Annotated in this window: 23 protein-coding genes and 1 pseudogene; 9 read left to right on the top strand and 15 right to left on the bottom strand. The window is 55.5% G+C overall.

All coding sequences use genetic code 11. The features are described 5' to 3' along the window. Window positions 1-46: 46 nt before the first annotated feature. The 12 genes and pseudogenes from AC2FGC_RS16920 to AC2FGC_RS16865 all read right to left on the bottom strand — a co-directional run bounded on the left by AC2FGC_RS16920 (window position 47) and on the right by AC2FGC_RS16865 (window position 11945). Window positions 47-2056 carry a hypothetical protein gene (locus tag AC2FGC_RS16920; RefSeq protein ID WP_496782943.1) on the bottom strand — a complete coding sequence of 670 codons (2010 nt, stop codon included), beginning with the start codon at window positions 2054-2056 and terminating at the stop codon, window positions 47-49. A 414-nt stretch (window positions 2057-2470) separates the two neighbouring features. Next, window positions 2471-2779: a Dabb family protein gene (locus AC2FGC_RS16915; protein ID WP_496722009.1), complete on the bottom strand. Its 309-nt coding sequence runs from the start codon at window positions 2777-2779 to the stop codon at window positions 2471-2473. Window positions 2780-2888: 109 nt separating this feature from the next. After that, a complete protein-coding gene (locus AC2FGC_RS16910) occupies window positions 2889-3644 on the bottom strand; it encodes an ABC transporter ATP-binding protein (protein WP_058274761.1) in 756 nt (251 codons plus the stop codon). Between the two features lie 9 nt (window positions 3645-3653). Next, on the bottom strand, window positions 3654-4409 hold the full coding sequence (locus AC2FGC_RS16905; protein ID WP_282118831.1) for an ABC transporter ATP-binding protein: 756 nt from the start codon (window positions 4407-4409) through the stop codon (window positions 3654-3656). Between the two features lie 10 nt (window positions 4410-4419). Continuing rightward, the gene (locus AC2FGC_RS16900; protein WP_496722007.1) at window positions 4420-5625 is read right to left on the bottom strand and encodes a branched-chain amino acid ABC transporter permease; all 1206 of its coding nucleotides are present in this window, start codon (window positions 5623-5625) and stop codon (window positions 4420-4422) included. A 3-nt stretch (window positions 5626-5628) separates the two neighbouring features. Continuing rightward, entirely contained in the window at window positions 5629-6660 is a 1032-nt protein-coding gene (locus AC2FGC_RS16895) for a branched-chain amino acid ABC transporter permease (RefSeq protein WP_282150859.1), read from the bottom strand. A 113-nt stretch (window positions 6661-6773) separates the two neighbouring features. After that, the gene (locus tag AC2FGC_RS16890) at window positions 6774-8120 is read right to left on the bottom strand and encodes a substrate-binding protein (RefSeq protein ID WP_058274871.1); all 1347 of its coding nucleotides are present in this window, start codon (window positions 8118-8120) and stop codon (window positions 6774-6776) included. Window positions 8121-8693: 573 nt separating this feature from the next. Beyond that, window positions 8694-9397, bottom strand: a pseudogene (locus tag AC2FGC_RS16885) (IS6 family transposase). A 92-nt stretch (window positions 9398-9489) separates the two neighbouring features. Further along, window positions 9490-10749, bottom strand: coding sequence for an FCSD flavin-binding domain-containing protein (locus tag AC2FGC_RS16880; RefSeq protein ID WP_496722004.1), 1260 nt, complete (start codon window positions 10747-10749; stop codon window positions 9490-9492). A 24-nt stretch (window positions 10750-10773) separates the two neighbouring features. Continuing rightward, the gene (locus AC2FGC_RS16875; protein WP_496782940.1) at window positions 10774-11163 is read right to left on the bottom strand and encodes a c-type cytochrome; all 390 of its coding nucleotides are present in this window, start codon (window positions 11161-11163) and stop codon (window positions 10774-10776) included. Next, the gene (gene soxZ, locus AC2FGC_RS16870) at window positions 11160-11492 is read right to left on the bottom strand and encodes a thiosulfate oxidation carrier complex protein SoxZ (RefSeq protein WP_496722000.1); all 333 of its coding nucleotides are present in this window, start codon (window positions 11490-11492) and stop codon (window positions 11160-11162) included. The genes AC2FGC_RS16875 and soxZ overlap by 4 nt, the downstream gene beginning before the upstream one ends. A 15-nt stretch (window positions 11493-11507) precedes the next feature. Beyond that, window positions 11508-11945, bottom strand: a complete 438-nt coding sequence (locus AC2FGC_RS16865) for a thiosulfate oxidation carrier protein SoxY (RefSeq protein WP_496721998.1) — start codon at window positions 11943-11945, stop codon at window positions 11508-11510. 180 nt (window positions 11946-12125) lie between these two features. Between AC2FGC_RS16865 and AC2FGC_RS16860 the strand changes: the two genes are divergently transcribed. The 9 genes from AC2FGC_RS16860 to pqqE all read left to right on the top strand — a co-directional run bounded on the left by AC2FGC_RS16860 (window position 12126) and on the right by pqqE (window position 19205). Further along, on the top strand, window positions 12126-12872 hold the full coding sequence (locus AC2FGC_RS16860) for an ABC transporter ATP-binding protein (RefSeq protein WP_496721996.1): 747 nt from the start codon (window positions 12126-12128) through the stop codon (window positions 12870-12872). Continuing rightward, the gene (locus AC2FGC_RS16855; protein ID WP_496721994.1) at window positions 12869-13660 is read left to right on the top strand and encodes an ABC transporter permease; all 792 of its coding nucleotides are present in this window, start codon (window positions 12869-12871) and stop codon (window positions 13658-13660) included. The genes AC2FGC_RS16860 and AC2FGC_RS16855 overlap by 4 nt, the downstream gene beginning before the upstream one ends. Next, window positions 13657-15258 carry a sensor histidine kinase gene (locus tag AC2FGC_RS16850; RefSeq protein ID WP_496782938.1) on the top strand — a complete coding sequence of 534 codons (1602 nt, stop codon included), beginning with the start codon at window positions 13657-13659 and terminating at the stop codon, window positions 15256-15258. Before AC2FGC_RS16855 ends, AC2FGC_RS16850 begins: the two co-directional genes overlap by 4 nt. Window positions 15259-15267: 9 nt before the next feature. After that, window positions 15268-15951: a response regulator transcription factor gene (locus AC2FGC_RS16845; protein ID WP_496721990.1), complete on the top strand. Its 684-nt coding sequence runs from the start codon at window positions 15268-15270 to the stop codon at window positions 15949-15951. Between the two features lie 102 nt (window positions 15952-16053). Beyond that, window positions 16054-16155 (top strand): pyrroloquinoline quinone precursor peptide PqqA, encoded by a 102-nt coding sequence (pqqA, locus tag AC2FGC_RS16840; RefSeq protein ID WP_085823998.1) that lies wholly within the window; start codon window positions 16054-16056, stop codon window positions 16153-16155. 23 nt (window positions 16156-16178) lie between these two features. Beyond that, the gene (gene pqqB, locus AC2FGC_RS16835; protein ID WP_496782936.1) at window positions 16179-17075 is read left to right on the top strand and encodes a pyrroloquinoline quinone biosynthesis protein PqqB; all 897 of its coding nucleotides are present in this window, start codon (window positions 16179-16181) and stop codon (window positions 17073-17075) included. After that, window positions 17072-17821: a pyrroloquinoline-quinone synthase PqqC gene (gene pqqC, locus AC2FGC_RS16830; RefSeq protein WP_496721985.1), complete on the top strand. Its 750-nt coding sequence runs from the start codon at window positions 17072-17074 to the stop codon at window positions 17819-17821. Before pqqB ends, pqqC begins: the two co-directional genes overlap by 4 nt. Continuing rightward, entirely contained in the window at window positions 17821-18093 is a 273-nt protein-coding gene (pqqD, locus tag AC2FGC_RS16825; RefSeq protein ID WP_496721983.1) for a pyrroloquinoline quinone biosynthesis peptide chaperone PqqD, read from the top strand. The genes pqqC and pqqD overlap by 1 nt, the downstream gene beginning before the upstream one ends. After that, window positions 18093-19205 carry a pyrroloquinoline quinone biosynthesis protein PqqE gene (gene pqqE / locus AC2FGC_RS16820; RefSeq protein WP_496721981.1) on the top strand — a complete coding sequence of 371 codons (1113 nt, stop codon included), beginning with the start codon at window positions 18093-18095 and terminating at the stop codon, window positions 19203-19205. Before pqqD ends, pqqE begins: the two co-directional genes overlap by 1 nt. A gap of 3 nt (window positions 19206-19208) precedes the next feature. Here pqqE and AC2FGC_RS16815 read toward each other — a convergent pair whose 3' ends face one another. Genes AC2FGC_RS16815 through AC2FGC_RS16805 form a run of 3 tightly spaced genes read right to left on the bottom strand, consistent with a single transcriptional unit; the run spans window position 19209 to window position 21523 of the window. Continuing rightward, complete coding sequence (locus AC2FGC_RS16815) at window positions 19209-19805, bottom strand: ABC transporter ATP-binding protein (protein ID WP_496721979.1); 597 nt, start codon at window positions 19803-19805, stop codon at window positions 19209-19211. Continuing rightward, entirely contained in the window at window positions 19802-20551 is a 750-nt protein-coding gene (locus AC2FGC_RS16810) for an ABC transporter permease (RefSeq protein ID WP_496721976.1), read from the bottom strand. Before AC2FGC_RS16810 ends, AC2FGC_RS16815 begins: the two co-directional genes overlap by 4 nt. A 6-nt stretch (window positions 20552-20557) precedes the next feature. Next, window positions 20558-21523, bottom strand: a complete 966-nt coding sequence (locus AC2FGC_RS16805) for an ABC transporter substrate-binding protein (protein ID WP_496782934.1) — start codon at window positions 21521-21523, stop codon at window positions 20558-20560. Between the last annotated feature and the right edge of the window lies 1 nt (window position 21524).

The raw sequence follows: 21524 nt of genomic DNA, 5'->3' as shown, positions 1-21524 counted from the left end.
GTACAAAATCTTGAATCAGCCTTTTCAGTATAGCTTAAAAATACAGTCATTGGGTCGTCGCTTTCTTAAGTTTGCTCAGGACCTGACTTTTCAGTTGATTGACGCGGTTAGGGGCTTGGGTTCTGGCCGTGCTGCGTGTGTTGGTTCGCTTGACACTGGCGACGCCAGAGCCTTTTCCTGCCAACCATAACTCTACGATTCCACTAGGAGTTTTGTTGTTGGACCCTGTGAAATCCCGCAGCAATGCACCGGAGTCTCTGGCAAGGGTGGCGGCTCTTTCCTCGTCCTGCTTGTGATAGAAACGAACGTTTGACTGGGTGATCTTAAACCCCACGCGGGCTTGCCCGTTAAGCTCATGTCCGGTCGAAGTCAGGTTGGACACAACAGAATCCACAACGCTCTGCGGAACATTGGTCGGCGCATAGATCCGGAAGGTCACGGACATGTTTGCCGGGGCAGGCTCTGGTTCCGGGGGTGTGATTGCATCATTCAGCAGAGCCGGTGCCCGAGGCAAGACCGGTGGTTCCAGTGGGCTTGGTGTCACCGAAAGGACCGGTGCCCGTAAAGCCAATGATGTCTCGTAAGCGGCCGGTGTGATCAATGGGGCCGGCGCGTCGATTGGCTTTGGCGCGATTGGCAATGCCGCCAATTCGACAGGCTCGGGCTGGGGTTCGTATGGCAACGGTTGCGCAATCTCGGCAGCAAGGTTTGTTCCCTCTGGTCGCACGGCAATGTCCGAACCGGTTGCTTCGCTTGTCTGAAAACCCTGTTCCGGCTGAGTACCATTCTCGGGCTCGGTCAAGAGGACATCCAAAGATACTTGCGTCACTGTATAGTCCAGTACACCGGGCTGGATCGGAACTACAGGCGGACGCATTGTTTTTGGGGTTGCTGCTACGTTTACGCCTTTCAAAAACTCTTCGGGTTTAACCACAGTCACCGTTGTTTCAAGCAAAGCGACAGAAGTGCTGAAAATTTCCGCCGTGGATTGAAGCCGGACAAAACCAAGATTCAACTCTTCCCGAGGTCGATAGCTTGGCAGGGTTATCGGCAATGGTGGCTGGACAAGGGTCGGCACGAAAGACCGAACACTAGGTGCCAAGCGCGACAATTCTGGTTTGAAACCGCCCGGTTGCTCGGACAAATCTAACAAGGGTCGCGACAACGAGGCCAAATCCTGTGACGCGGCTGCGTCACCGTCAGGCAAATTCGATTCAGATGGTACATCGAACACGGTTTCAGAAGTTACAGTCGGGTCCGCCGCATCACCTGTAATGTCGGACGGCGGCACCGATCGCTCGGCGAGTTCCGCGTCTTGTTGCATGATCGCGCCTGTTGCCGCGGTCTCTTGGCTCACCAAACCTGCGTTTTCGGTTGGACCGGGGGCGTTCAACCCAGACAAAATCAAAAAAACCGACGACGACGCAACAACACCGATGCCGCATCCTGCCGCGACCAGTCCCAACCGCATCTTGAGACGCTTGCGATTCTGATCGTCTGTTCTTTCCTGAAGGGTTCTGCGCAATCGATCCGCGAACCCTTCCTCGGGAAGCTTTTGACCTGATTTCGGGTCGGCTAGATCCTCTGGCGTGTTGTCGGGATGGATGCCCGGCGCGGGCCTGCCATCGGGCGGCACAGTGTGTGCTTCTCCTCGAGCATCGCGTGTCACGTTTTCAGTCGCGCGACTGTCATCATTGACGGTTTGACTGTCAAATCGTCCTGCCGTCGCTTTTTGAACCGACTCACCAGATTGGTGAGAGCTGGTAGCTTGGGCAGACTTACCAAAGGTTCCCGACAGCCCCGCCGCTGCGTTTAGCGCGTTCGCTGGTTGCGCACCATCGGTTGAGTTCGTGGCTTTGGGTTGGTCTGGATCAGATGACTGTGAAGCAGCGGCTTTTGCCTTGCGAGTGGCGATGTTTATTTCTCGTTGTTTCCGAGCATTTTCAAGCATCTCCTGCCAGTCAGGAGATTGCACAAAGTCATAAACACCCGACACTTTGTTAGCGTCATTTTTGGCAACTTCAGGGCGAGCTTTTGGATCGCTGGCCTTTGTCATCAATACCCCCGAACTGGCCGCCGGAACACGCTCTTTGCTGTCGCAACTCGGGCAAACCAAATACACTCGTGAACATCAAAAAATTCAAAAAAATGTACAAAGTAGTATAAAAAATTGACCGCTTGAAGACAAGTAATCCGGTGTTCGACGTACATCTATTGCCATTTTCGCAAGGGCAGAATGCGCCGCCGTTCGCCCCTTCTGCGCCCTAACGCTATCTGCGTTGGCGACGCGAATTCAGTAAAATTGGGTCCGTCAAATCATTGGTGATCAAGCTGATCAGGGCTGTTTCCGCAGATCAAAAATCTTGCCGTCGAACGGTTACAGGGACACAGGCGCGCGGCGCCACGCTGCGACGGTCAGCACACCGTTTCAGTCAGCCATTCGGAATCTGGTTAAACCCGCTTTACTGTCTCAGACCTCTAAATCCAGGACCAGAATTCCGTCGATGCCGCCCACGGCGTTTTCGACCAACTGCGCGCCCAGCGCTTTGTGCCTCTCGTTGCTTTGATAGCTTGCCAATGCGGCCCAATCATCGAAATCAATCACAAACCCATGCTTGTAACCGCGTTCGATCTGTTCAGGGCTTTCGCTGCGGCCACCGGCAAACCCGCCTGCACCCGGCAGGGCGTCGGTTAGGTCCGACAGGCCCCTGTAAATCTTCCCGATGGTTTCTTCGGTCACGTCGGACCGGAATTTTGTCAGGACTATATGGCGGATCAAAGTTAGCTGCCTTTATCATGAGTGCAGGAGCGCAAGCGTCCGAAGAATTCGAGCGTCACCATAACTAAGGCGTTTGCAACCAGAATGTTCCTAAGACTTCGAGCCTGCCTTAGATCGCCAAATACTCCTCGCGAAGGCCGGTGTCTTGAAGCACCTCGTTCGCCGTCCCATCAAATACGATAGTGCCGGTGTCCAGAATGATCGCGCGATCGGCTAACTCCAATGCTCGGACGGCGTTCTGTTCGACGATGATCGTAGTCATACCCTGTTGCTTGACGTGAGCCAGTGTTTTTTCAATCTCGTCGACAATGACCGGCGCCAGACCTTCGTAAGGCTCATCCAGAAGCAGGACTTTGATATCCCGAGCAAGGGCTCTTGCGATTGACAGCATTTGCTGTTCGCCACCCGACAAGGTAATCCCCTCTTGCTTTCTGCGTTCGCCTAGGCGCGGGAACAACTCATACAGCCGCTCCAGAGACCAACCGACAGGCGGGGCAATCTGGGCAAGCTGCAGGTTTTCCTCAACGGTCAGCCCTGGGATAATTCGTCTGTCTTCCGGCACAAGGCCAAGGCCAACAGACGCCGCTTCGTAGCTTGTCATATTGTGTAGCGGCTGATGATCCAGCCAGATTTCACCGTGCCTTACTTCAGGATCGCCTACCCGCGCTATCGACCGGAGTGTCGAGGTTTTGCCAGCGCCGTTCCGTCCAAGCAGGGCCAGAATCTCGCCTTCGTGCACGTTAAAGCTGACGCCTTGCACGATATAGCTTTCTCCGTAGTACGAATGCATGTCCCATACAGACAGGAACGCAGGCGCGGTGCTTGCCCTATTGGCGTTTTTTGAAAAGTCGGGTTTCTCGTTCATAGCTTTTCCTTACGCCGCCTCGCCCAAATAGGCTTCACGAACCTTGGGATGTCCACGGATTTTCTCTGGAGTATCTTCGACCAGCGGCGTCCCTTGCGCCAGAACTGTGATGCGTTCCGCAAGGCTGAAGACCACATGCATGTCATGCTCGATAATAGCGATGGTTATGTCGCGCTCATCCTTGATCTGTTTTAGCAAATCAATGGTGTTGTTGGTGTCCGCCCGTGCCATGCCAGCCGTAGGTTCGTCCAGCAACAACAGCCGCGGATTTTGACTAAGGCACATGCCAATCTCAAGTCGCCGCTTGTCGCCCCGGGACAGCGACGCCGCGTGCATTTCGCGTTTGTCGGCCATGTTCATTTCTTCCAGCATGACTTCGGCCTGTTCGACGACCTCACGTTCGCTAGCGATGGTCTCATAGGCATGCATCCGGAATGCCCCATCCCGCATCGCGAAGATCGGGATCAGCATGTTCTCCATCACAGTCAACTCGCCAAAGATCTCAGGCGTTTGGAACACGCGGCTGATGCCCATCTGGTTGATCTGGAACGGCTCGAGTCCCAGAACCGAGTTGTTGTTGAACAACACCGATCCGGTGTCTGGCATCAGCTTGCCCACCAGACAGTTCAGCAGTGTCGATTTTCCCGCGCCATTGGGGCCGATGATCGCATGAACCGAGTTCTCTTCGATATTGAGGTTCACATCTGTCAGCGCCTTGAGGCCACCGAAGCGTTTGCTGACGTCTTTCACTCTTAGAATTGCCATTTCTCGCCCCTTATTCGGCCGGTTCTGTTTTGCCCGAGGGCGCATCGTCGGTGTCTTTATTCTTGCGCTTGAAGCGCTTGAGCAAACGTTGCCCACCTTCGACAAGACCACCCGGCAGATAGATGACAACCAGCATGAACAGGATGCCCAGCGTCAGGTGCCAGCCTTTGCCGATGAACGGGTGGATCACGAACACCACGGCGTCCTCCAGTCCGTCAGGCAGGAATGCGAACCAGCTATGCAGGACGTTGTCGTTGATCTTCGAGAAGATGTTCTCGAAATACTTGATGAAACCTGCGCCCAGAACCGGGCCGATCAACGTGCCCGTACCACCGAGGATCGTCATCAGAACCACCTCGCCCGAGGCCGTCCATTGCATCCGCTCGGCACCTGCCAGCGGGTCCATGGCGGCCATCAGACCACCGGCCAGACCGGCGTACATGCCAGAAATCACAAAGGCCGCGAGCGTATATGGCTTGGAGTTCAGACCCGTATAGTTCATCCGCTGTTGGTTCGACTTCACCGCACGCAACATCATGCCAAAGGGTGAGCGGAAGATGCGGATCGACAAGTAGAAAACGACCATCATGATCACTGCACACAGATAGTAGCCTGCGTTGAAGTCAAAGCTCCACGCGCCGACGTCCATCGTGTACGTCGCGCGCATTGGTAAGCCGAACAGATGCGGTAGGTCGGGCGCGTTGGCGCCCTGCAGAATCTGCGGATCGTCTGCATAAACCTGCAAGCCAGTTTCCCCGTTTGTCAGGTTAAACTTGGGGTTTGACAGCACCGAGTAGGCCAGCGCAAAACTCATTTGTGCGAAGGCCAGCGTGAGGATCGAGAAATAGATCCCCGACCGCCGCAGGCTGATGAACCCGATAAGTAGTGAGAACAGGCCCGCGACGACGACACTCAGCGCGATGGCTGGAATGACGTTGTAGCTGAGCAGTTTGAACATCCAAACTGCCGAGTATGATCCTACGCCCAGAAAGGCCGCGTGACCGAAGGACAAGTACCCGGTCAGGCCAAACAGAATGTTGAACCCGATAGCAAAGATCCCGAAAATCACGAACCTCTGCATCAAATCCGGGTAACCCGCGTTGAACTGCGCCATGGCGCTGCCCTCTGGAAACGGGTTCAGGATGAAAGGCGCCAGCAAGGTCAGGAGTGCGACGACGATCAGCAGGCTGGTGTCTTTTTTATTCAGTCCCAACATTGATTATTCCTCCATCACGCCTTTGCGCCCCATCAGCCCGCGCGGACGCGTCAGCAGCACGATGATGGCGACAAGGTAGATGATGATCTGATTGATGCCTGGGATCGTTGTGGTGGCCCAGGTGGTCGAGGCAAAGCTTTCCAGAATGCCCAGCAAAAAGCCTGCCAGAACGGCGCCTGGCAATGATCCCATTCCGCCAACAACAACCACAACGAAGCTAAGGACCAGAAAGTCCATTCCCATGTGGTAGTTCGGCGGGTTGAGCGGCCCGTACATCACACCGGCCAGTCCAGCGACACCGGCGGCAATGCCAAACATAATGGTAAACCGGCGGTCAATATTGATGCCCAGCAGGCCCACCGTTTCCCGGTCAGCCATCCCAGCACGGACGACCATCCCAAAGGTGGTGAACTGCAGGAACGAAAACACTGCGCCGATAATGCCTACGGCAAAGCCAAAATAGACCAATCGCCAGATCGGGTAGATGATTGCATTGGGATCAAAACCAACCATGGTACCCAGATCGACAGATCCGCTCAGTACATCAGGCGGAGGGGTCTGGATCGGGTTGGCGCCGAAGAAATACTTGACGATTTCCTGCAGAACGATCGCAAGACCAAAGGTCACCAGGATCTGGTCTGCATGCGGGCGCTTGTAGAAATGTTTGATCAGCCCGCGTTCCATCACATAGCCAACAAGCAGCATGATCGGGATCGCAAACAGGATGGACAGCGGAACGGACCAGTCGATGATCGTTGCGCCGACTTCGGGGCCGAACCAGGCCTCGATATAAGGTGTTTCGACCTTCAGTGGATTACCCAAAAAGTCTTTTTGCGTTTCATCCAGGGTCACGAAACTCAGGTTCAGCAGCTTTTGCAAAGTAACGGCGCAGAACGCGCCAATCATGAACAAAGCCCCGTGGGCAAAGTTCACGACGCCGAGCGTCCCGAAGATCAGAGTCAGACCCAGCGCGATCAGCGCATAAGCCGAGCCCTTGTCCAGACCGTTAAGTATTTGCAGTAGGATGGCGTCCATTGGGCCCACCTCAGGGTTGGTCAGTGTGGATTGAGTGGTTGAGACCAGGCCCACAGGCCTGGCCGTAAGTCGTCTGACCGCCGAGAACGACGGTCAGACATTCGCCAAAAGGCTTACGCGCCTGGATTGCACTTGCCCAGTTCGCCACCGGCGAACATTGGGTGCTCGGGATCGTACTCGACCTGCGAACGCGGCGTGATCTCGACGATTTCAAGCGTGTCATAGGCGTTGGTCGGGTTCTCATTGCCCCGCACAACCAGCACGTCCTTAAAGCACTGGTGATCGGCACCGCGATACCATGTCGGACCATTGCCCAACCCGTCGAACTCAAAGTCTTCCAGAGCTTCGGCAACACCACAGGGATTGAAGGTGCCTGCACGCTCACACGCATCCGCATAAAGCAGCACTTGTGCATAACAGGTCTGAGCGGAGTTGGACGGCGGCTTGCCGTATTTCTCACCAAAGGACTTCACGAAGGCCTTTGTGCCCTCATCCTGCAGCTGCCAGTTCCAGTTCATCGACCCGAGCACACCTTTGATGTTCTCGCCCGCACCAGCGGCCATCAGCTCGGAATACAGCGGCACGACGATCTTGAAGTCCTTGCCGTTTGCAACCTTGTCGAGCAGACCGAACTGGATCGCGTTGGTCAGCGAGTTCACCATGTTCCCGCCATAGTGGTTCAGAACCAGTACATCCGCGCCCGAGTTCAGAACCGGCGCGATGTAGGACGAAAAGTCCGTGGACGCCAGCGGTGTTTTGACCGTATTGACCGTTTCCCATCCCAGGGCTTCGGTCGAGGCAACGATCGACTCTTCCTGGGTCCAGCCCCAGTTGTAGTCGGCCGTCAGGTGATAGGCACGACGTTCCTTGCCCATCTCAGCCGCCAGAACCGGCGCCAGCGCGGCACCCGACATGTAGGCATTGAAGAAGTGACGGAAACCGTTGGCCTTCTTGTCCTTGCCCGTAGTGTCGTTTGCATGGGTCAGGCCGGCCATGAAGATCACGCCCGCCTCTTGGCACAGGCCCTGAACCGCAACTGCCACGCCCGAGGACGAACCACCGTTGATCATGATTGCGCCGTCTTTTTCGATCATCGACTTGGCCGATGCGCGGGCTGCATCCGATTTGGTCTGGGTGTCGCCGGTGACGAACCCGACCTTCTTGCCGAGGATACCGTTCCCCTGCAGCGCCTTCGACGAGAAAGTGTTCAGGCAACCACCGTCGCCTTCGCCGTTCAGATGTTCGACCGCCAGCTGTTGCGCCAGCAGTTCATCATTGCCTTCGTCGGCATAAGGTCCGGTTTGCGGAACATTGAAGCCCAGAGTGACGGATGACCCTGTCGGCTCATTAGTAAAGGCAGCGGCCGACGAAGCCGTAAAGATCGTAGGCAGGGCCAGACCGGTACCTGCAACGGCACCGGACTTTAGCACGCCGCGGCGCGTGACATTTTTCTTAGTCATTTATTCCTCCCATTTCCATTTTTCGTCCTTTGGCTCCTCTTCCAGCAGACGAAAGCGCACTTTTGTGCATTCCAATAATGGAAATCGGACAGAAAATTTCTCAATAAATTACTAGTCTTGAAACAAAATTTTGTAAATTTGTTCACGAAATTTGGGATTTTTTGTAAAGAAAGTAACAGTCAGCTATGCCCAGGCATTGTCGCGCAAATCATCGTGGGGGGCTTATCTTGTGCCTCCAGCATGGTAGCCGGAGCGCTTTAGCAGTTGGGTTCAAGCTGAGCATGAGACCAAGAACTGGTCCCCCCTACGGAACTGCATCAAAGCAACGCGGCTCGCTGTCTGTTTCGATTAATCCTGATGTAAACCGGGCGCTCAGGCCAATCGGCAATGGGATTGGGTTGCGCGAATCCGGACTGCAGTGAATTTGCCGTCACCCGAAACGTGATAGTTCGAGCGCGCCGATATTTGGGTAAGGTCTTGCGGCGGAAAGCACATTTGAATTGAGGCGGGTATGAGTGGCGGTGCCGTCAGACAAATTCGAACTAGTCTCAGCTAAGCCAATATAGGTGCCCTTTATGCCATACCAAGTTCGCGCCACTCGGCAAGAGCGACGGTGCGTGTCAGCTTGAAGGTGTCTCGGCTGGCGAGCGATCTTTCCTGGTTGAAGTGGTTATAGACTGAGGAATGGACGGAGGCGAGTTTTTGCAAACTTCGCATACGCCTGAAACGCTGCATTGCGCGTTCGTGTCGCCGGAACGGCAGGTGCGAGCTCTCGACCCGGTTATTGAGCCACCTGCCCGTCTGCTTTTTTTCGGTAGCACCAAACTCTCTGAGAGCGGCCCCATACGATGCGAAGCGATCCATGACGACGTTTTCCGCTTTACCATGTCGCTTCATCAGTTTCTTGAAGAATTTCAATGCTGCAGCTTTGCTTCGACGTTTGGTTACGACGCCTTCCAGCACGTCGCCCTCGTGATCAACAGCCCGCCAAAGTAATGCCGCTTGCCATTCACCTTCACAAAAACCTCATCCACGTGCCATTTCATTTGGTGTATGCGAAGTCGCGGAACAGGCTTCCGTCTGATCTCAACAGCAAACATCGGGCCAAACCTGTTCCACCAGTATCTGACAGTTTCATGGCTTACTTCGATACCACGCTCATGCAGCAGTTCTTCGACACGCCGAAGCGAGAGCGGGAAACGGATGTACAGCATCACTGTCAGGCGGATGATCTCGGGGCTGGTCTTAAAGTATTTGAAAGAGGCAGGTCTGGTCATGGGCAAAAGCTACGCAACACCCCTGCCCCGCTCAAGCAAAATTCTTCTGACAAGACCCTCCGAAGTTGGTAAAAAATTTCGCAATAAAGCTTCTAGTGGAACATATCTGCTGTGATGGCGGCGTACCAAATCTCGGATTCTTCGTAGGTTGTCTTGCGCAGGTTAGCGTCCTCACCGACTTGGCTGACAAAGCCGTCAACTCGTGCTATCTTTTCTTCAGTCGCTTCGTATGTCGCACCGACTTTGACACCGTCATTTACAGCGATCAATGACCAGCACGTGTTTGCGTATCTAGGCGGGAATATTCGGGACCCGGTCAGCGAACCCCGGACAGCATTGGCGCAGACCTTGGCTTGCGAATTGGCCGAGAATCCAGATTTTGGCATGTCGCCCTGTTGACAGGCATCGCCCAGAACATAAACATCCGGGTCGGTTTTTGACGACATGTCAGCCGAATTGACCGGCGCCCATCGGCCATCCGTAACACCCGCAAGTTCGGCAATACGTCCGGCTTTCATCGCAGGGATGACATTGCAAACATCAACAGCCATTTCTTCGCCGTCAATCGTCAGAGTCATCTGATCCGGGTCTACCGATACGTCTCCGCCGCCAAAGTCTTCGCCGATCCAGTCGATCATGCCCGGATAGTGCGTGGCCCAGCCATCCTCGAACAGAGCCATTTTAGAGAATTTTGGTTTAGGGTCGGCAATAACAATTTTGGCCGTAGGGTTGGTGGTTTTCAGAACATGCGCCACCATCGAAATACGCTCGTATGGACCGGGTGGGCAGCGATAAGGGTTTGGTGGCGCAACCATTGCATACACCCCGCCTTCCGGCATGTTATCGATCTGGGCACGCAGAAGCTGAGACTGAGAACCGGCCTCATAAGCGTGGGGCATTTTATTCTGCGCCGATAGATCCCAGCCTGGAACAGACCCTTCGATGAAATCGATACCGGGTGACAGGATCAGCTTATCATAGGGCAGCACCTGACCACCTGCCAAAGTCACATTTTTGTCGACCCGATCGACCGCAACGGCCCAGTCATGGATAACGTTGATACCATAATTTGCAGCAAGCGCACCGTAAGTGTGCCCGATCTCATCGATCGATTTCAGGCCGCCGATGTAGAGATTAGAGAAGAAGCAGCTGAAATACACCTGTGACGGCTCGATAAGAGTGACATCGATTGCACCATCGCTATCCTTGGCAATGTATCGCGCGACCGTGCCCCCCCCGGCCCCACCACCAACGACGACGACACGGGGCTTTCCGCTGCCCTCCGCCAGAACTGCTGGTGCTGACAAAGCGCCCGTCGCGGCACCCAGAAATTCGCGTCTGTTCCAGGTCATCTGAACCCCTCCCTGCGGCCCATGTCACTCTAACGTGCTAAAGTAGGCCGCCAACGCCACTATTTCGTCATCATTTAAACGCCCGGCCATCATCTGCATGATGGGATGTTCACGCTGTTTGGCCTTATACGCCAGCATCGCGGCCACAAAAGCGTTGGGATCAAGCCCGACAATCTGTGGGATTTCGTCCGTCTGCGCATTTGCCTGATGGCAAGTCACACATTCCGCAGACAGATATGCCCCAAGCTCCACGTCCCCGTCCTTCGCTTCTGCCCTTAACCCGGCAACGGGGAGAATGCCAAAGCAGGCACAGGTGGCGAGCATGGCCTTCCGCACTTTTGATCCACAGTCTTTCAACGCCCAACGCTTGCAAATTCCACGCTCGATCAGAACCACCACTTTCGTCGGCATCATGACACGACCGAAATTGCGCGGCTATCGGTGTAGATCGCGCCGTCATCGTCAAACCAACTGAAGGTAAAAACGCCAGGTCCTGGAACAAGTGCCTGGAACTCAAAAAACGGGTTTGTAGAAATGCCCGGGCCGGTGTCGAGGTCGATGACCACCTCGCCTTCGAATTCGCACAGAAAACGATGGATGATCGACCGGGGTATAGGCTGGTTTTCTGAATCAAGGCGATGCCCAGACTCCATACGGTGGGTGATCAAGGTCTTGATCGTGACCACCTCACCGGCTCGGACCCGTTTGGGTAGCTTGACACGGGTTTTGACGCCTGCGGCCATGTCACAGCACCTCTGTCATGCGCAACCGCCAACAATAACTGACACTGCCTGTGCACCACGGTTGACACTGCCGTCCGGCAGGCGCGCGAGGGCAAAAACCTCTTGAGATTGCCCCAGGCGCATGCGCGTTGCGATAGACTGTGCGCCAGCCAAAGGTCCGAACCGCGCCCTAAGAACCGGAAGAACCGGATTGCCCGGCGCGATCAACATGACCTCCTCTGCTGAGGGAGCGTAAATTGTCACCGGTACCCGATAGCCATCCTCGGCAATGGCTTCCATACCGATGAAGACGCCACCTTTCTCAGGCGTTGCATCACCTGCAAAACTGTAGATTAGTTCTTCCAGCGTCGCGACGTTTGGCAGAGCCACCAAATCCTGCGCGCGTAACGGCGAAGCGAGGCACATCAAAGCCCAAAGGCTCACCTGCATTGCATCGCGCCGATTTAGGGTCATTGCGGCTCTTTCTTTCTGGTCAGACTCTGATGTTACCTGCGCCATCTCTTTTCGGATACATAACATATCCGTGAACCTTCACATACTTAAGTCGCGGTTACACATCGGACTGCAAGGTTGAGAAACGTGACCCGACATTGCAAGCTGCCGTCAAAACCCACTGTTCGGGACGGAGGAAGTATGCCAAACACGCGGTCCCCGGCAGAAGCCAACCCCGGTCTCGCCGTACGCGAGCTAAGCTTTCACTTTGGTGCCAAAGCGGCGCTGGATTCTGTCTCGTTCGACGTGGTGCCTGGGACCTTTTGCGCCCTGCTCGGGCCGAATGGTGCCGGGAAGTCGACCTTGGTGTCTCTACTTACAAGGCTTCTTGTGGCGCCAGATGGTGAAATCAGTGTGGCGGGCTATGACCTTCGCCGAGCACCGCGTAAAGCGTTGGCAAAACTCGGCGTGATTTTTCAGCAGCCGACTTTGGATATGGGACTGACGGTGCGCCAGAACATGACCTATTTCGCCGCCCTGCACGGGTTGCCGCGATCAGCGGTTCCAACCCGGGTCGACGCAGCACTAGACCGGTTGAACATGCGGGAACGGGCCGGGGAACGCGTGAGCGACCTGAATGGAGGTCATCGACGCCGAATGGAACTGGCGCGCGCGCTGATGCACAACCCTTCGGTTTTGCTGTTGGATGAGCCAACCGTCGGACTTGATACTGCGGCGCGGCGGTCAATAACCGACCATGTACACGATCTGGCGGCACAGGGGCTTTGTGTTTTGTGGGCCACGCACCTCACAGATGAAGTGCGCGACGATGACCAATTGTTGGTGCTGCATCGCGGTCGGATTCTGGCCCGCGGACAGTCGGGCGACCTGCGCGGTGATCAAACGCTGTCCAATTGGTTCTTGTCCCAAACCGAGGTCCAAGCATGAGCGGGTTCTGGGGTGTCGCCCGGGCTATTATCGGGCGCGAGTTTCTGCGCTTCGTCCATCAACGCGAACGGTTTCTTGCAGCTCTGGTCCGGCCAATGGTGTGGCTAGTGATCTTCGCCGCCGGGTTTCGCGCGGCCCTCGGCCTATCGATCATCCCGCCCTATCAGACTTACATCACGTATGAGACCTACATCGTACCCGGCCTGTGTGCGATGGTCCTGCTGTTCAACGGGATGCAAAGTTCGCTCAGCCTTGTCTATGACCGCGAGATGGGTTCGATGCGCCTATTGCTGACCAGTTCGTTCCCGCGCTGGTGGCTGTTGTTCTGCCGCCTGCTGGGATCAACGGCAATCTCGATCCTACAAGTCTATACTTTTCTGGCTTTGGCGGCGCTGTTTGGAATTGTCCTCCCCCTGCCCGGCTATGTTGCAGTACTGCCGGGTTTGGTTCTGGGTGGTCTGATGCTGGGGGCGCTGGGTCTGGTGCTGTCCAGTTTCGTCAAACAACTGGAGAATTTCGCCGGTGTAATGAACTTTGTCATCTTCCCTATGTTCTTCCTGTCATCAGCACTCTACCCCCTGTGGAAAATGGCCGAAAGTTCGCCCTTGCTGCGCAATATTTGCGCCTTCAACCCTTTTACGCATGTGGTCGAGTTGATCAGGTTCTTGCTTTACCTGCAGATCAATTGGGCGGCCTTAGTCTGGGTTCTTGGGTCCACAGTTGTTTTTTGCACGATTGCCGTTTGGGGATATGATCCGGCCCGTGGTCTTATGAAGCGGAAGTCATGAAGAACCAGCTCAAAACCACGAAACGCAGCCTGCTTCTGAAAACCCGTTTAGGTCTCGGTGCGGTTGTGCTTGGATCTGGCACCTTGTTGACTGCTGCTATTCTCTATTTCGGGATGCAAACCGTCGCCAACCGTTTGGAGACCGCGCTGGCTTCAGAAACACGGATGGCGCGCTATGCCGCTTTGTCGGCACAGGCCGCCACATTTCTTGTGATCGCTACCGAGTCGATCCAGACCGATCAATCCGTCGAAACCCGACTGGAACGCCTATCCCCGATCCGGGACCAGATCGGGACAACCTTTTTGCAACTGCGCTCCGATGTGGAGGAGGCCGTAGCCGCCGTTCAGTCGCTCGGACTGGACGAGCAATCTCGGTATGGAACCCAATCCCTCGGCCTGGCTAGGATGGAGGCGCTGCTGGCCAATACGCTGGACGGGCTTGCTGATACAGATGCCGATCAAGCACGGCTGCGTGCCCATATCGACTCGTTTGCATCCGCTTTCGATCCCTTGCTCAGTCAGGCAGTCAATACCGAGGTTCTGTTTCGAAACGCGACATTGGCCGGAATCGAACGGACCCGCCTGACGCTGACCTGGGTCGCATTGGCACTTGCGCTATTTGCTTTGCTCAGCACGGCATGGTTTTACTTTGGTCTGGTAAGGCCACAGTTTTCTCGTCTGGACCGGCTGCACAATGCCGCAGTTCAGGTTGGCCAATCAGAGTTTGCTATTTCGCTGCCAAAAACCCGCAACGATGAGATCGGTCAATTGTATGGTGAGACCAACCGAATGGCGGCTGCGTTGAAGCAGCGTCAGGATGAGGTTGATGCGGAATGGGCCGGATTGAACGAAACGATTGATCAGCGGACGCGGGAACTCAGCGCGGCGAATGATACCTTGTCCAGGATTGATGAAAACCGTCGTCGCTTTTTTGCAGATATCAGCCACGAATTACGCACACCGTTGACAGTTATCATGATGGAGTCGCAGATTGGCCAACGGGACAGCCAGACCGCGCCAGAGGCTTTGGAAACTATCGAAACCAGTGCGGCAAAACTGAACCAGCGTATTGACGATTTGCTGCGTGTTGCGCGGTCTGAAACCGGGGAATTGGCTTTGGAACCGCGAGATGTTGCGTTGCGCGCGTTGATACAAACCGTTGTGGGTGACATCCAGCCCGAAATCGACAACGCTAATATGCAGCTCGAGGTCGAAAAATTCCCGGATTGTGCATTGCATTGCGATCCGAACTGGATGCGTCAAGTTTTGCTCAGCCTGTTGCGCAATGCGATCCGGCACGCGCGCGATGGAAAAGCATTGTCACTTTCCGGCCAATCAAAAGATGGGAGTGCTCAGATAAAGATAATCGACAACGGTCCGGGAATTCCTGAAGGCGCACAAGATCAGATATTTGAACGGTTTGTTCAAGGTGCTGCAGCGAACAGTCAGGGATTTGGCGTCGGGCTAGCTCTGGCCAGATGGGTCGTCGAGGCGCACGAAGGATCGATCTCGATCACCAGCCCGGTCGCGCGTGAACGTTCCTTAGGCGTAAATCCCGGTACAAATGTCTGCATTCGATTGCCGTTGGCAGAGGCTTAGTGTGGTCCCATGGCTTCGAGACTCTTGATCATTGATGACGACCCAAAAATTGCTTCGGCGCTTGTGCGGGGCCTCTCGCTGCACGGCTACTCTGCCGAAGCAGAAAATCGCGCCGTTCAAGGGCTGGAGCGGTTGAAGAGCGGTGAATACTCTGGTGCAATTGTCGATGTCATGCTGGGCGCAGACAGTGGTATCGAGCTGGTTCAATCTGCGCGCGCGGCCGGTGTCGCGATTCCTATCCTGATGTTGTCGGCCCTCTCTCACGTCGATCATCGCGCCGCCGGGCTTGAGGCCGGAGCTGATGACTATGTCGTGAAACCCTTCAGCTTTGACGAGCTTGTTGCCCGGCTGCAGGTACAGGAACACCGCGTAGCATCGCAACGCCCCGATCCAGCGCGGATTTCAACAAAAGACAGAACGCTCACTATCCGCGGAACATGCATCGCGCTAACAGAGCGCGAATTCGATCTGCTCATGCTGCTCAATAGCAAAGCGGGATCGCCCATCTCACGCGGTGAGCTCTTTGACACGCTCTGGTCGCAGGAGGGGTCCAGTAACGAAAACGTGGTCGACGTCTACATCGGGTATCTGCGAAAAAAGCTGGCGTCTGATGATTTTGGGTTTGAAATCATAACAATACGCAATCAAGGCTTTTGCCTACAAGGGCTTACTCCGTTGTTGGATGACACCTGAGTACCGACCAAAGTCTAAATCCTTCTTATGAATTAAGAGTCGCACGGGCGCACCGGACCTGCCACATTGATTGAAAGCACATCTTAGGAGGAGGACCCCGATATGGCTTGGAGCAAACCTGTTATCCGCGAAATCGAGTGCGGCATGGAAATCAACATGTACGGCCCAGATCATGATGATGAGCGTGGCGGCGGCCTGATCTGATCAGCCGTAAGCGCCAACACTAGATGACGTTGCGCGCGATAATTCTTGGGGCCGCTGCTGGCGGCGGCCTTCCGCAATGGAACTGCGGATGTGAAAACTGCAATCTTGCGCGACGCGGAGAAATTCCTGCGCAAACGCAGTCATCTCTGGCCGTGTCCCCCGATGGCCGAAACTGGGCTATCCTGAACGCTTCTCCAGATATTCGCATACAGCTGGGCAACACGCCCGTCCTGTTTCCAACAGGATTGCGAGAGATGCCGGTTCAATCGGTGTTGGTGACAAACGGGGATATCGACCATGTGGCGGGTTTGCTTACGCTGCGCGAGATGCAACCTTTCTCGCTGTTTGCGACCAACGGCATTCATGACGTGATTGCAGAAAACCCGATTTTCGATGCCTTGAATGCCTCGGTCGTGAAACGCAGGCCGGTCTTGCTGAATGAGCCCTTTGAACTGGTTACAAACCTTACTGCGACCCTTTTTCCAGTACCCGGAAAAGTGCCTCTGTATCTGGAAGGTGAACAGGTCCAAACGGATCTGGTCGGCGAACAGACCGTCGGGGTGGCGCTGCGCACGCAAGGAAAGACAGCCTATTACATCCCAGGATGCGCTGCTTTGACGCCGGAATTGCGCGCGCAGCTTGAGGGAGCCAACCTTCTGTTTTTTGATGGCACGCTTTGGCAGAATGATGAGATGGTGCGCGCCGGGCTGGGTCAGAAAACGGGCAAGCGTATGGGGCATATGTCTATGGATGGCCCCGACGGCTCGATCGCGGGATTTGCTAATATGCAGATCGGACGCAAAGTGTTCGTCCATATGAACAACACCAACCCAGTTCTGCGTCCGGGCAGTACCGAAAACGCCCAGGCGCAGGCCAAAGGCTGGACGATCGGTCAAGATGGAATGGAGATCACGCTATGACTCAAAGCCGCGACGGTTTTGAAGCCCGGCTGCGCCAGATCGGAGCCGAGCGCTATCACGACCTGCATCCGTTCCATCATCGCCTGCATGGCGGTCAGTGTACCCCCAATGAAGTCCGCGCCTGGGTGATCAACCGGTATTATTATCAGCATTCCATCCCGATGAAGGACGCGGCCTTCATGTCGCGCGTTGAAGATCCGTCCCTACGCCGCGCCTGGCGGTCACGGATCGAAGATCATGACGGCACGGATGAGAACGAAGGGGGCATCCGGCGTTGGTTGCGGCTGGCCGAAGCGGTCGGGCTTGATCCGGACTACGTTGCCTCGTGCGAGGGCGTCTTGCCTGCCACCAAATTCGCGGTGGATGCCTATGTGCGATTTGTCCGTGAAAAGACATTGCTTGAGGCGGTTGCTGCTTCGCTCACTGAACTTTTCGCGCCAAAAATTCACGCCAACAGGATCGAAGGTTTGCTTCAGCACTACGATTTTGCAGATGACAGATCCTTGTCCTATTTCCGCAATCGCCTGAAAGAAGCCCCGAAAGACGTGGCTTTTGGTCTGGCGTGGGTATTGGATCATTCGGATACTGCTGAAAAGCAGGATGCGGCAGCCAAGGCCCTAATTTTCAAGACAGATGTTCTGTGGTCACAACTGGATGCCCTGTGGGGTGCCTATGTCGAGCCCGCCCGCACTCCACCGGGTGCCTGGAAACCGGACACAGGTCTTCTGATGCGGCGGGCATCGTGATGCTGGCGCAGGAGGTCCCATTGCTCCCGCGTGGTGTGCGCATCCATTTCGATTCCGTACGGGATAAATGGGTTTTATTGGCACCAGAAAGGGCCGTGACGTTGGATCAGGTTGGACATGCGATTTTGACTGAAGTCGACGGCCAGCGCAGTTTTGGCCAAATTACAGCGATTTTGTCGAAAAAATTTAACGCCCCGAAAGATCAGATCGCCGAAGACAGTTCTGGTTTTCTGGATGCCCTGCGGGCGCGGCGTTTCCTGGATGTGATGTGATGCAGGCCAATCCCCCACCACCCATCGCCATGCTGGCCGAATTGACCCATCGTTGCCCGCTATCCTGTCCCTATTGCTCCAATCCGGTCGAAATGGCGAAGCTCGACAGCGAGTTGGATACTGAGACCTGGACAAGTGTTTTCCAAGAGGCTGCTGCACTTGGCGTGTTGCAATTGCACCTGTCAGGTGGTGAACCCGCATCGCGCCGCGATCTGGTCGCTTTGGTCAAATCCGCGCGCGAGGCTGGGTTATATACTAACCTGATCACATCGGCGATCGGCCTGTCTGAACGTCGTCTGAATGAATTAGACGAGGCTGGTCTGGACCATATCCAACTGTCCCTTCAAGGCACCGACGCGGTGATTGCGGATAAGGTTGGCGGTTATCGGGGCGGTTTTGACCGAAAGATGAAGACGGTCGAATGGATCAAACAGATCGGGTTCCCACTCACCTTGAACTTTGTCCTGCACCGTCACAACGCGCACCAACTGCCGCGCGCGTTGCAACTGGCACAGGAGATGGGCGCTCGGCGGATTGAGGTTGCAACGGTGCAATTCCACGGCTGGGCTTTGAAGAACCGGGACGCTTTGATGCCCACACGGGAACAGGCGCAGCAGGTGACGAAGCTGGTAACCGAGGCGCGAAGAGACCTGAAAGGACAATTGGTCATCGACTATGTCCCGGCGGACTATCATGATGACTATCCCAAGCGATGTATGGGCGGTTGGGGCACCACCGGGCTGAACGTGGCACCGGATGGTCAGGTTCTGCCCTGCCATGCGGCACAATCCATACCGCATCTTACATTTGATAAGGTACAGGACAAACCGCTTGCAGATATCTGGTACAATAGCTCCGCGTTCAATGCTTATCGCGGGACGGACTGGATGGCAGATCCCTGCAAATCCTGCGAGCGAAAAACCATAGATTTCGGTGGCTGCCGCTGTCAGGCTATGGCCATTGTCGGAGACGCAAGCGCCACTGACCCGGTCTGCATCAAATCGCCCCATCATCGGGCCTTGCAGGATCAGGCGAACGAACATGCCGCCAAAGCGGACGCGCCTTTCGTCTATCGCCTTTCACCCGGAGCAGCAACCGAGCCTGCAGAGTAAACCCTAACCCAAAACGGCCCCGTCCGGCCCGGATATCAGGTTGAGTATCAGGTTGGAAAGACGTTGTGCTTCGGATTGGGAGTGGGTCACGAACAGGGTGGCAGGGCCATGCTGTGCGATCAGATCCTCGGTCAAGGTCAGCATCGTTTCGGCTGTTTCGGCGTCCAGAGACACAAAGGGCTCGTCCATAATCAAAAACTCGGGCTGCCCGGCAAAGGCACGCGCCAGCGACAAGCGACGCTGCTGACCCAGGGACAACTGACCGGGAAACAGATTCCCCTTTCCGTCCAAACCGACGTCTGTCAGAGCGGCCTCAACATCAGCGCGAGACAAGCTCGGGTGGACCAGGATCAGATTATCAAAAGCCGAACGCCAGGGCAGCAAGGTGGGTTCTTGAAACACAATCGCCAGCCGATCCGGCCGTACGATTTGGCCGTCAAAGTCAGGATCAATACCGGCCACCAACCGGAGCAGAGTGGTCTTGCCGATACCCGATGGTCCTGTCAGCGCGATCGTTTCCCCCGCAGCGATATCAAAAGAGACGGGTCCCAAGACGACATCGTTGCCAAAGCGTTTCTGTCGGATGTCAATGCGGATCATGCTACTCTCCACCGCCGTGCCTTACGCTCCCATGGTTGCAAAACCAGCCATTCGACGATCAGCATGACCGCAATGAAGGAAAACGCATAGACAAGCACCATCGCCACATCAAATAGCTGAAAATACAAGTGGATTTGAAATCCAACGCCAGATGAACGTCCCAGAAATTCGACCACAAGCACGATCTTCCAGATCAGGGAAAGCCCCGACCTTGCAGCAGCGGCGATAAAAGGGGCCAGCTGCGGCAGGATCACATGTCGCAGTCGCGTTTGCCTCGGCAGCCGGTAGACTTGGGCCATCGCGTCCAAATCCGGGCTCAGCGCTCTGCCGCCTTCGCGCAGGATCGTCGCGACATTGGGAATTTTGTTCAATGTCACGGCTGTGATTGCCGCTGCCTCGGTCAATCCGATCCAGAGATAGCACAGCACGATCAATACCAACGCGGGCAGGTTCAGGAAAATGACCAACCACGGGTCGAGCCAGCGGTTCAGCGTATCCGAACGCCCCATGGACAGCCCAATGATCGTTCCCATGGTCATCGCCAATGCGAAAGCCCAGATCACGCGCACCAAAGTCACACCAAGGCTGCGCTGCAATTCGCCCGATACCAGTTCCTGTTTAAAACGTGGGATCAGGTCCCAAGGCTGTGGCAGAATCTGAGGGTCTGCCGTAAGAATGGCCGCAACTATCCACAACGCCACAAGGCCCGCGATGGACAAAAGCGGCGTGAGGCGCGTGTCTTGCATCGCTTCTTATTCCACGTCTGCAAACAGACTTTGTGGCACTGTTGTTGCTTCGCCCACCAGCTCGGCCCCACCCAACTCGGCCATCAGTTCCAGCATCTTGTTGGCGGCTTCCGCGTCGACTGGGCTGCGATCAGGAATCCCGGCGATCCAATCGGATTTGAGCTGTTCAAATTGCGCATCGGACTTGGCGTTCATAAGAGGGCGGATCGCCTCCCACGCCTCAGGAGAATTGGCCAACAGATCCTTGGCTTCTCGGCTGGCGGCGAACAGGTTTTGCGCAATATCTGGATTTTCAGTCAGAAAACTCTCTTTCATGTAATAGCCCAGCAGCGGCGTATTTGTATCAAGGCCAAGCGCCTGCCCGGCGTCTTCCACCGAGATCAACTCTTTCATACCTGACGCTTTCATCTTGGCCAGGAAGTGCCAGAAATTGATTGCCCCCGCATAATCTCCCCCGAGAGCGGACTTAAAGATCAGTGGCGGAGCACCGAACACCTGCTCGGTGTCGGTTTTCAGATCCATCCCATATTCCTGCGCTGCATATGCACGCAGGATCAGCCAGGATTTGTCCAGCGGTCCACCGGCAATGCCGATCTTGCCACCTGCCAAATCCTTCAAACTGGTCGCCGGGCTGTCAGCAGGTACAACAACCCCACCGACAGCTTTGGAATAAGGGATGAATACATAATCCTTGCCAGCAGCCCTTTGGCGGGCAACCCAGATCCAGTCAGCGACGGCCAGATCCGCTTCGTCACCTTCAACAGCGATGCGGGTCGCGCCATTGTCGGCAAAGGGTTGAACATCAAGAATGAAGCCATGTTTCTTGTCCAGACCGTTCTGGCGAATGGTCTCCAGCTCCCAATTCACCGTCCCGATCTTGAGCACCGCTGCGCGAATGGTCGGCAAAGTATCTGCGGCCAGAGCGCCCGCCGTGAAGGTCAGCGCAAGACATGCTGCAATCAAATTCATCATG

This window comes from Ruegeria sp. CDSC054 (genome assembly GCF_059610645.1).
Note: the sequence above shows the minus strand (reverse complement) of the source record. Positions and strands in the feature narration are given on the sequence as shown.

Coding starts and splice junctions, on each gene's coding strand:
- AC2FGC_RS16910 (WP_058274761.1), bottom strand. CDS start 3,644: ATGAACGAGAAACCCGACTTTTCAAAAAACGCCAATAGGGCAAGCACC.
- AC2FGC_RS16810 (WP_496721976.1), bottom strand. CDS start 20,551: ATGCAAGACACGCGCCTCACGCCGCTTTTGTCCATCGCGGGCCTTGTG.
- AC2FGC_RS16890 (WP_058274871.1), bottom strand. CDS start 8,120: ATGACTAAGAAAAATGTCACGCGCCGCGGCGTGCTAAAGTCCGGTGCC.
- AC2FGC_RS16875 (WP_496782940.1), bottom strand. CDS start 11,163: ATGATGCCGACGAAAGTGGTGGTTCTGATCGAGCGTGGAATTTGCAAG.
- AC2FGC_RS16895 (WP_282150859.1), bottom strand. CDS start 6,660: ATGGACGCCATCCTACTGCAAATACTTAACGGTCTGGACAAGGGCTCG.
- pqqC (WP_496721985.1), top strand. CDS start 17,072: ATGACTCAAAGCCGCGACGGTTTTGAAGCCCGGCTGCGCCAGATCGGA.
- AC2FGC_RS16865 (WP_496721998.1), bottom strand. CDS start 11,945: ATGACCCTAAATCGGCGCGATGCAATGCAGGTGAGCCTTTGGGCTTTG.
- AC2FGC_RS16815 (WP_496721979.1), bottom strand. CDS start 19,805: ATGATCCGCATTGACATCCGACAGAAACGCTTTGGCAACGATGTCGTC.
- AC2FGC_RS16850 (WP_496782938.1), top strand. CDS start 13,657: ATGAAGAACCAGCTCAAAACCACGAAACGCAGCCTGCTTCTGAAAACC.
- AC2FGC_RS16860 (WP_496721996.1), top strand. CDS start 12,126: ATGCCAAACACGCGGTCCCCGGCAGAAGCCAACCCCGGTCTCGCCGTA.
- pqqD (WP_496721983.1), top strand. CDS start 17,821: ATGCTGGCGCAGGAGGTCCCATTGCTCCCGCGTGGTGTGCGCATCCAT.
- AC2FGC_RS16845 (WP_496721990.1), top strand. CDS start 15,268: ATGGCTTCGAGACTCTTGATCATTGATGACGACCCAAAAATTGCTTCG.
- pqqB (WP_496782936.1), top strand. CDS start 16,179: ATGACGTTGCGCGCGATAATTCTTGGGGCCGCTGCTGGCGGCGGCCTT.
- AC2FGC_RS16880 (WP_496722004.1), bottom strand. CDS start 10,749: ATGACCTGGAACAGACGCGAATTTCTGGGTGCCGCGACGGGCGCTTTG.
- pqqE (WP_496721981.1), top strand. CDS start 18,093: ATGCAGGCCAATCCCCCACCACCCATCGCCATGCTGGCCGAATTGACC.
- AC2FGC_RS16920 (WP_496782943.1), bottom strand. CDS start 2,056: ATGACAAAGGCCAGCGATCCAAAAGCTCGCCCTGAAGTTGCCAAAAAT.
- AC2FGC_RS16855 (WP_496721994.1), top strand. CDS start 12,869: ATGAGCGGGTTCTGGGGTGTCGCCCGGGCTATTATCGGGCGCGAGTTT.
- AC2FGC_RS16900 (WP_496722007.1), bottom strand. CDS start 5,625: ATGTTGGGACTGAATAAAAAAGACACCAGCCTGCTGATCGTCGTCGCA.
- soxZ (WP_496722000.1), bottom strand. CDS start 11,492: ATGGCCGCAGGCGTCAAAACCCGTGTCAAGCTACCCAAACGGGTCCGA.
- AC2FGC_RS16805 (WP_496782934.1), bottom strand. CDS start 21,523: ATGATGAATTTGATTGCAGCATGTCTTGCGCTGACCTTCACGGCGGGC.
- pqqA (WP_085823998.1), top strand. CDS start 16,054: ATGGCTTGGAGCAAACCTGTTATCCGCGAAATCGAGTGCGGCATGGAA.
- AC2FGC_RS16905 (WP_282118831.1), bottom strand. CDS start 4,409: ATGGCAATTCTAAGAGTGAAAGACGTCAGCAAACGCTTCGGTGGCCTC.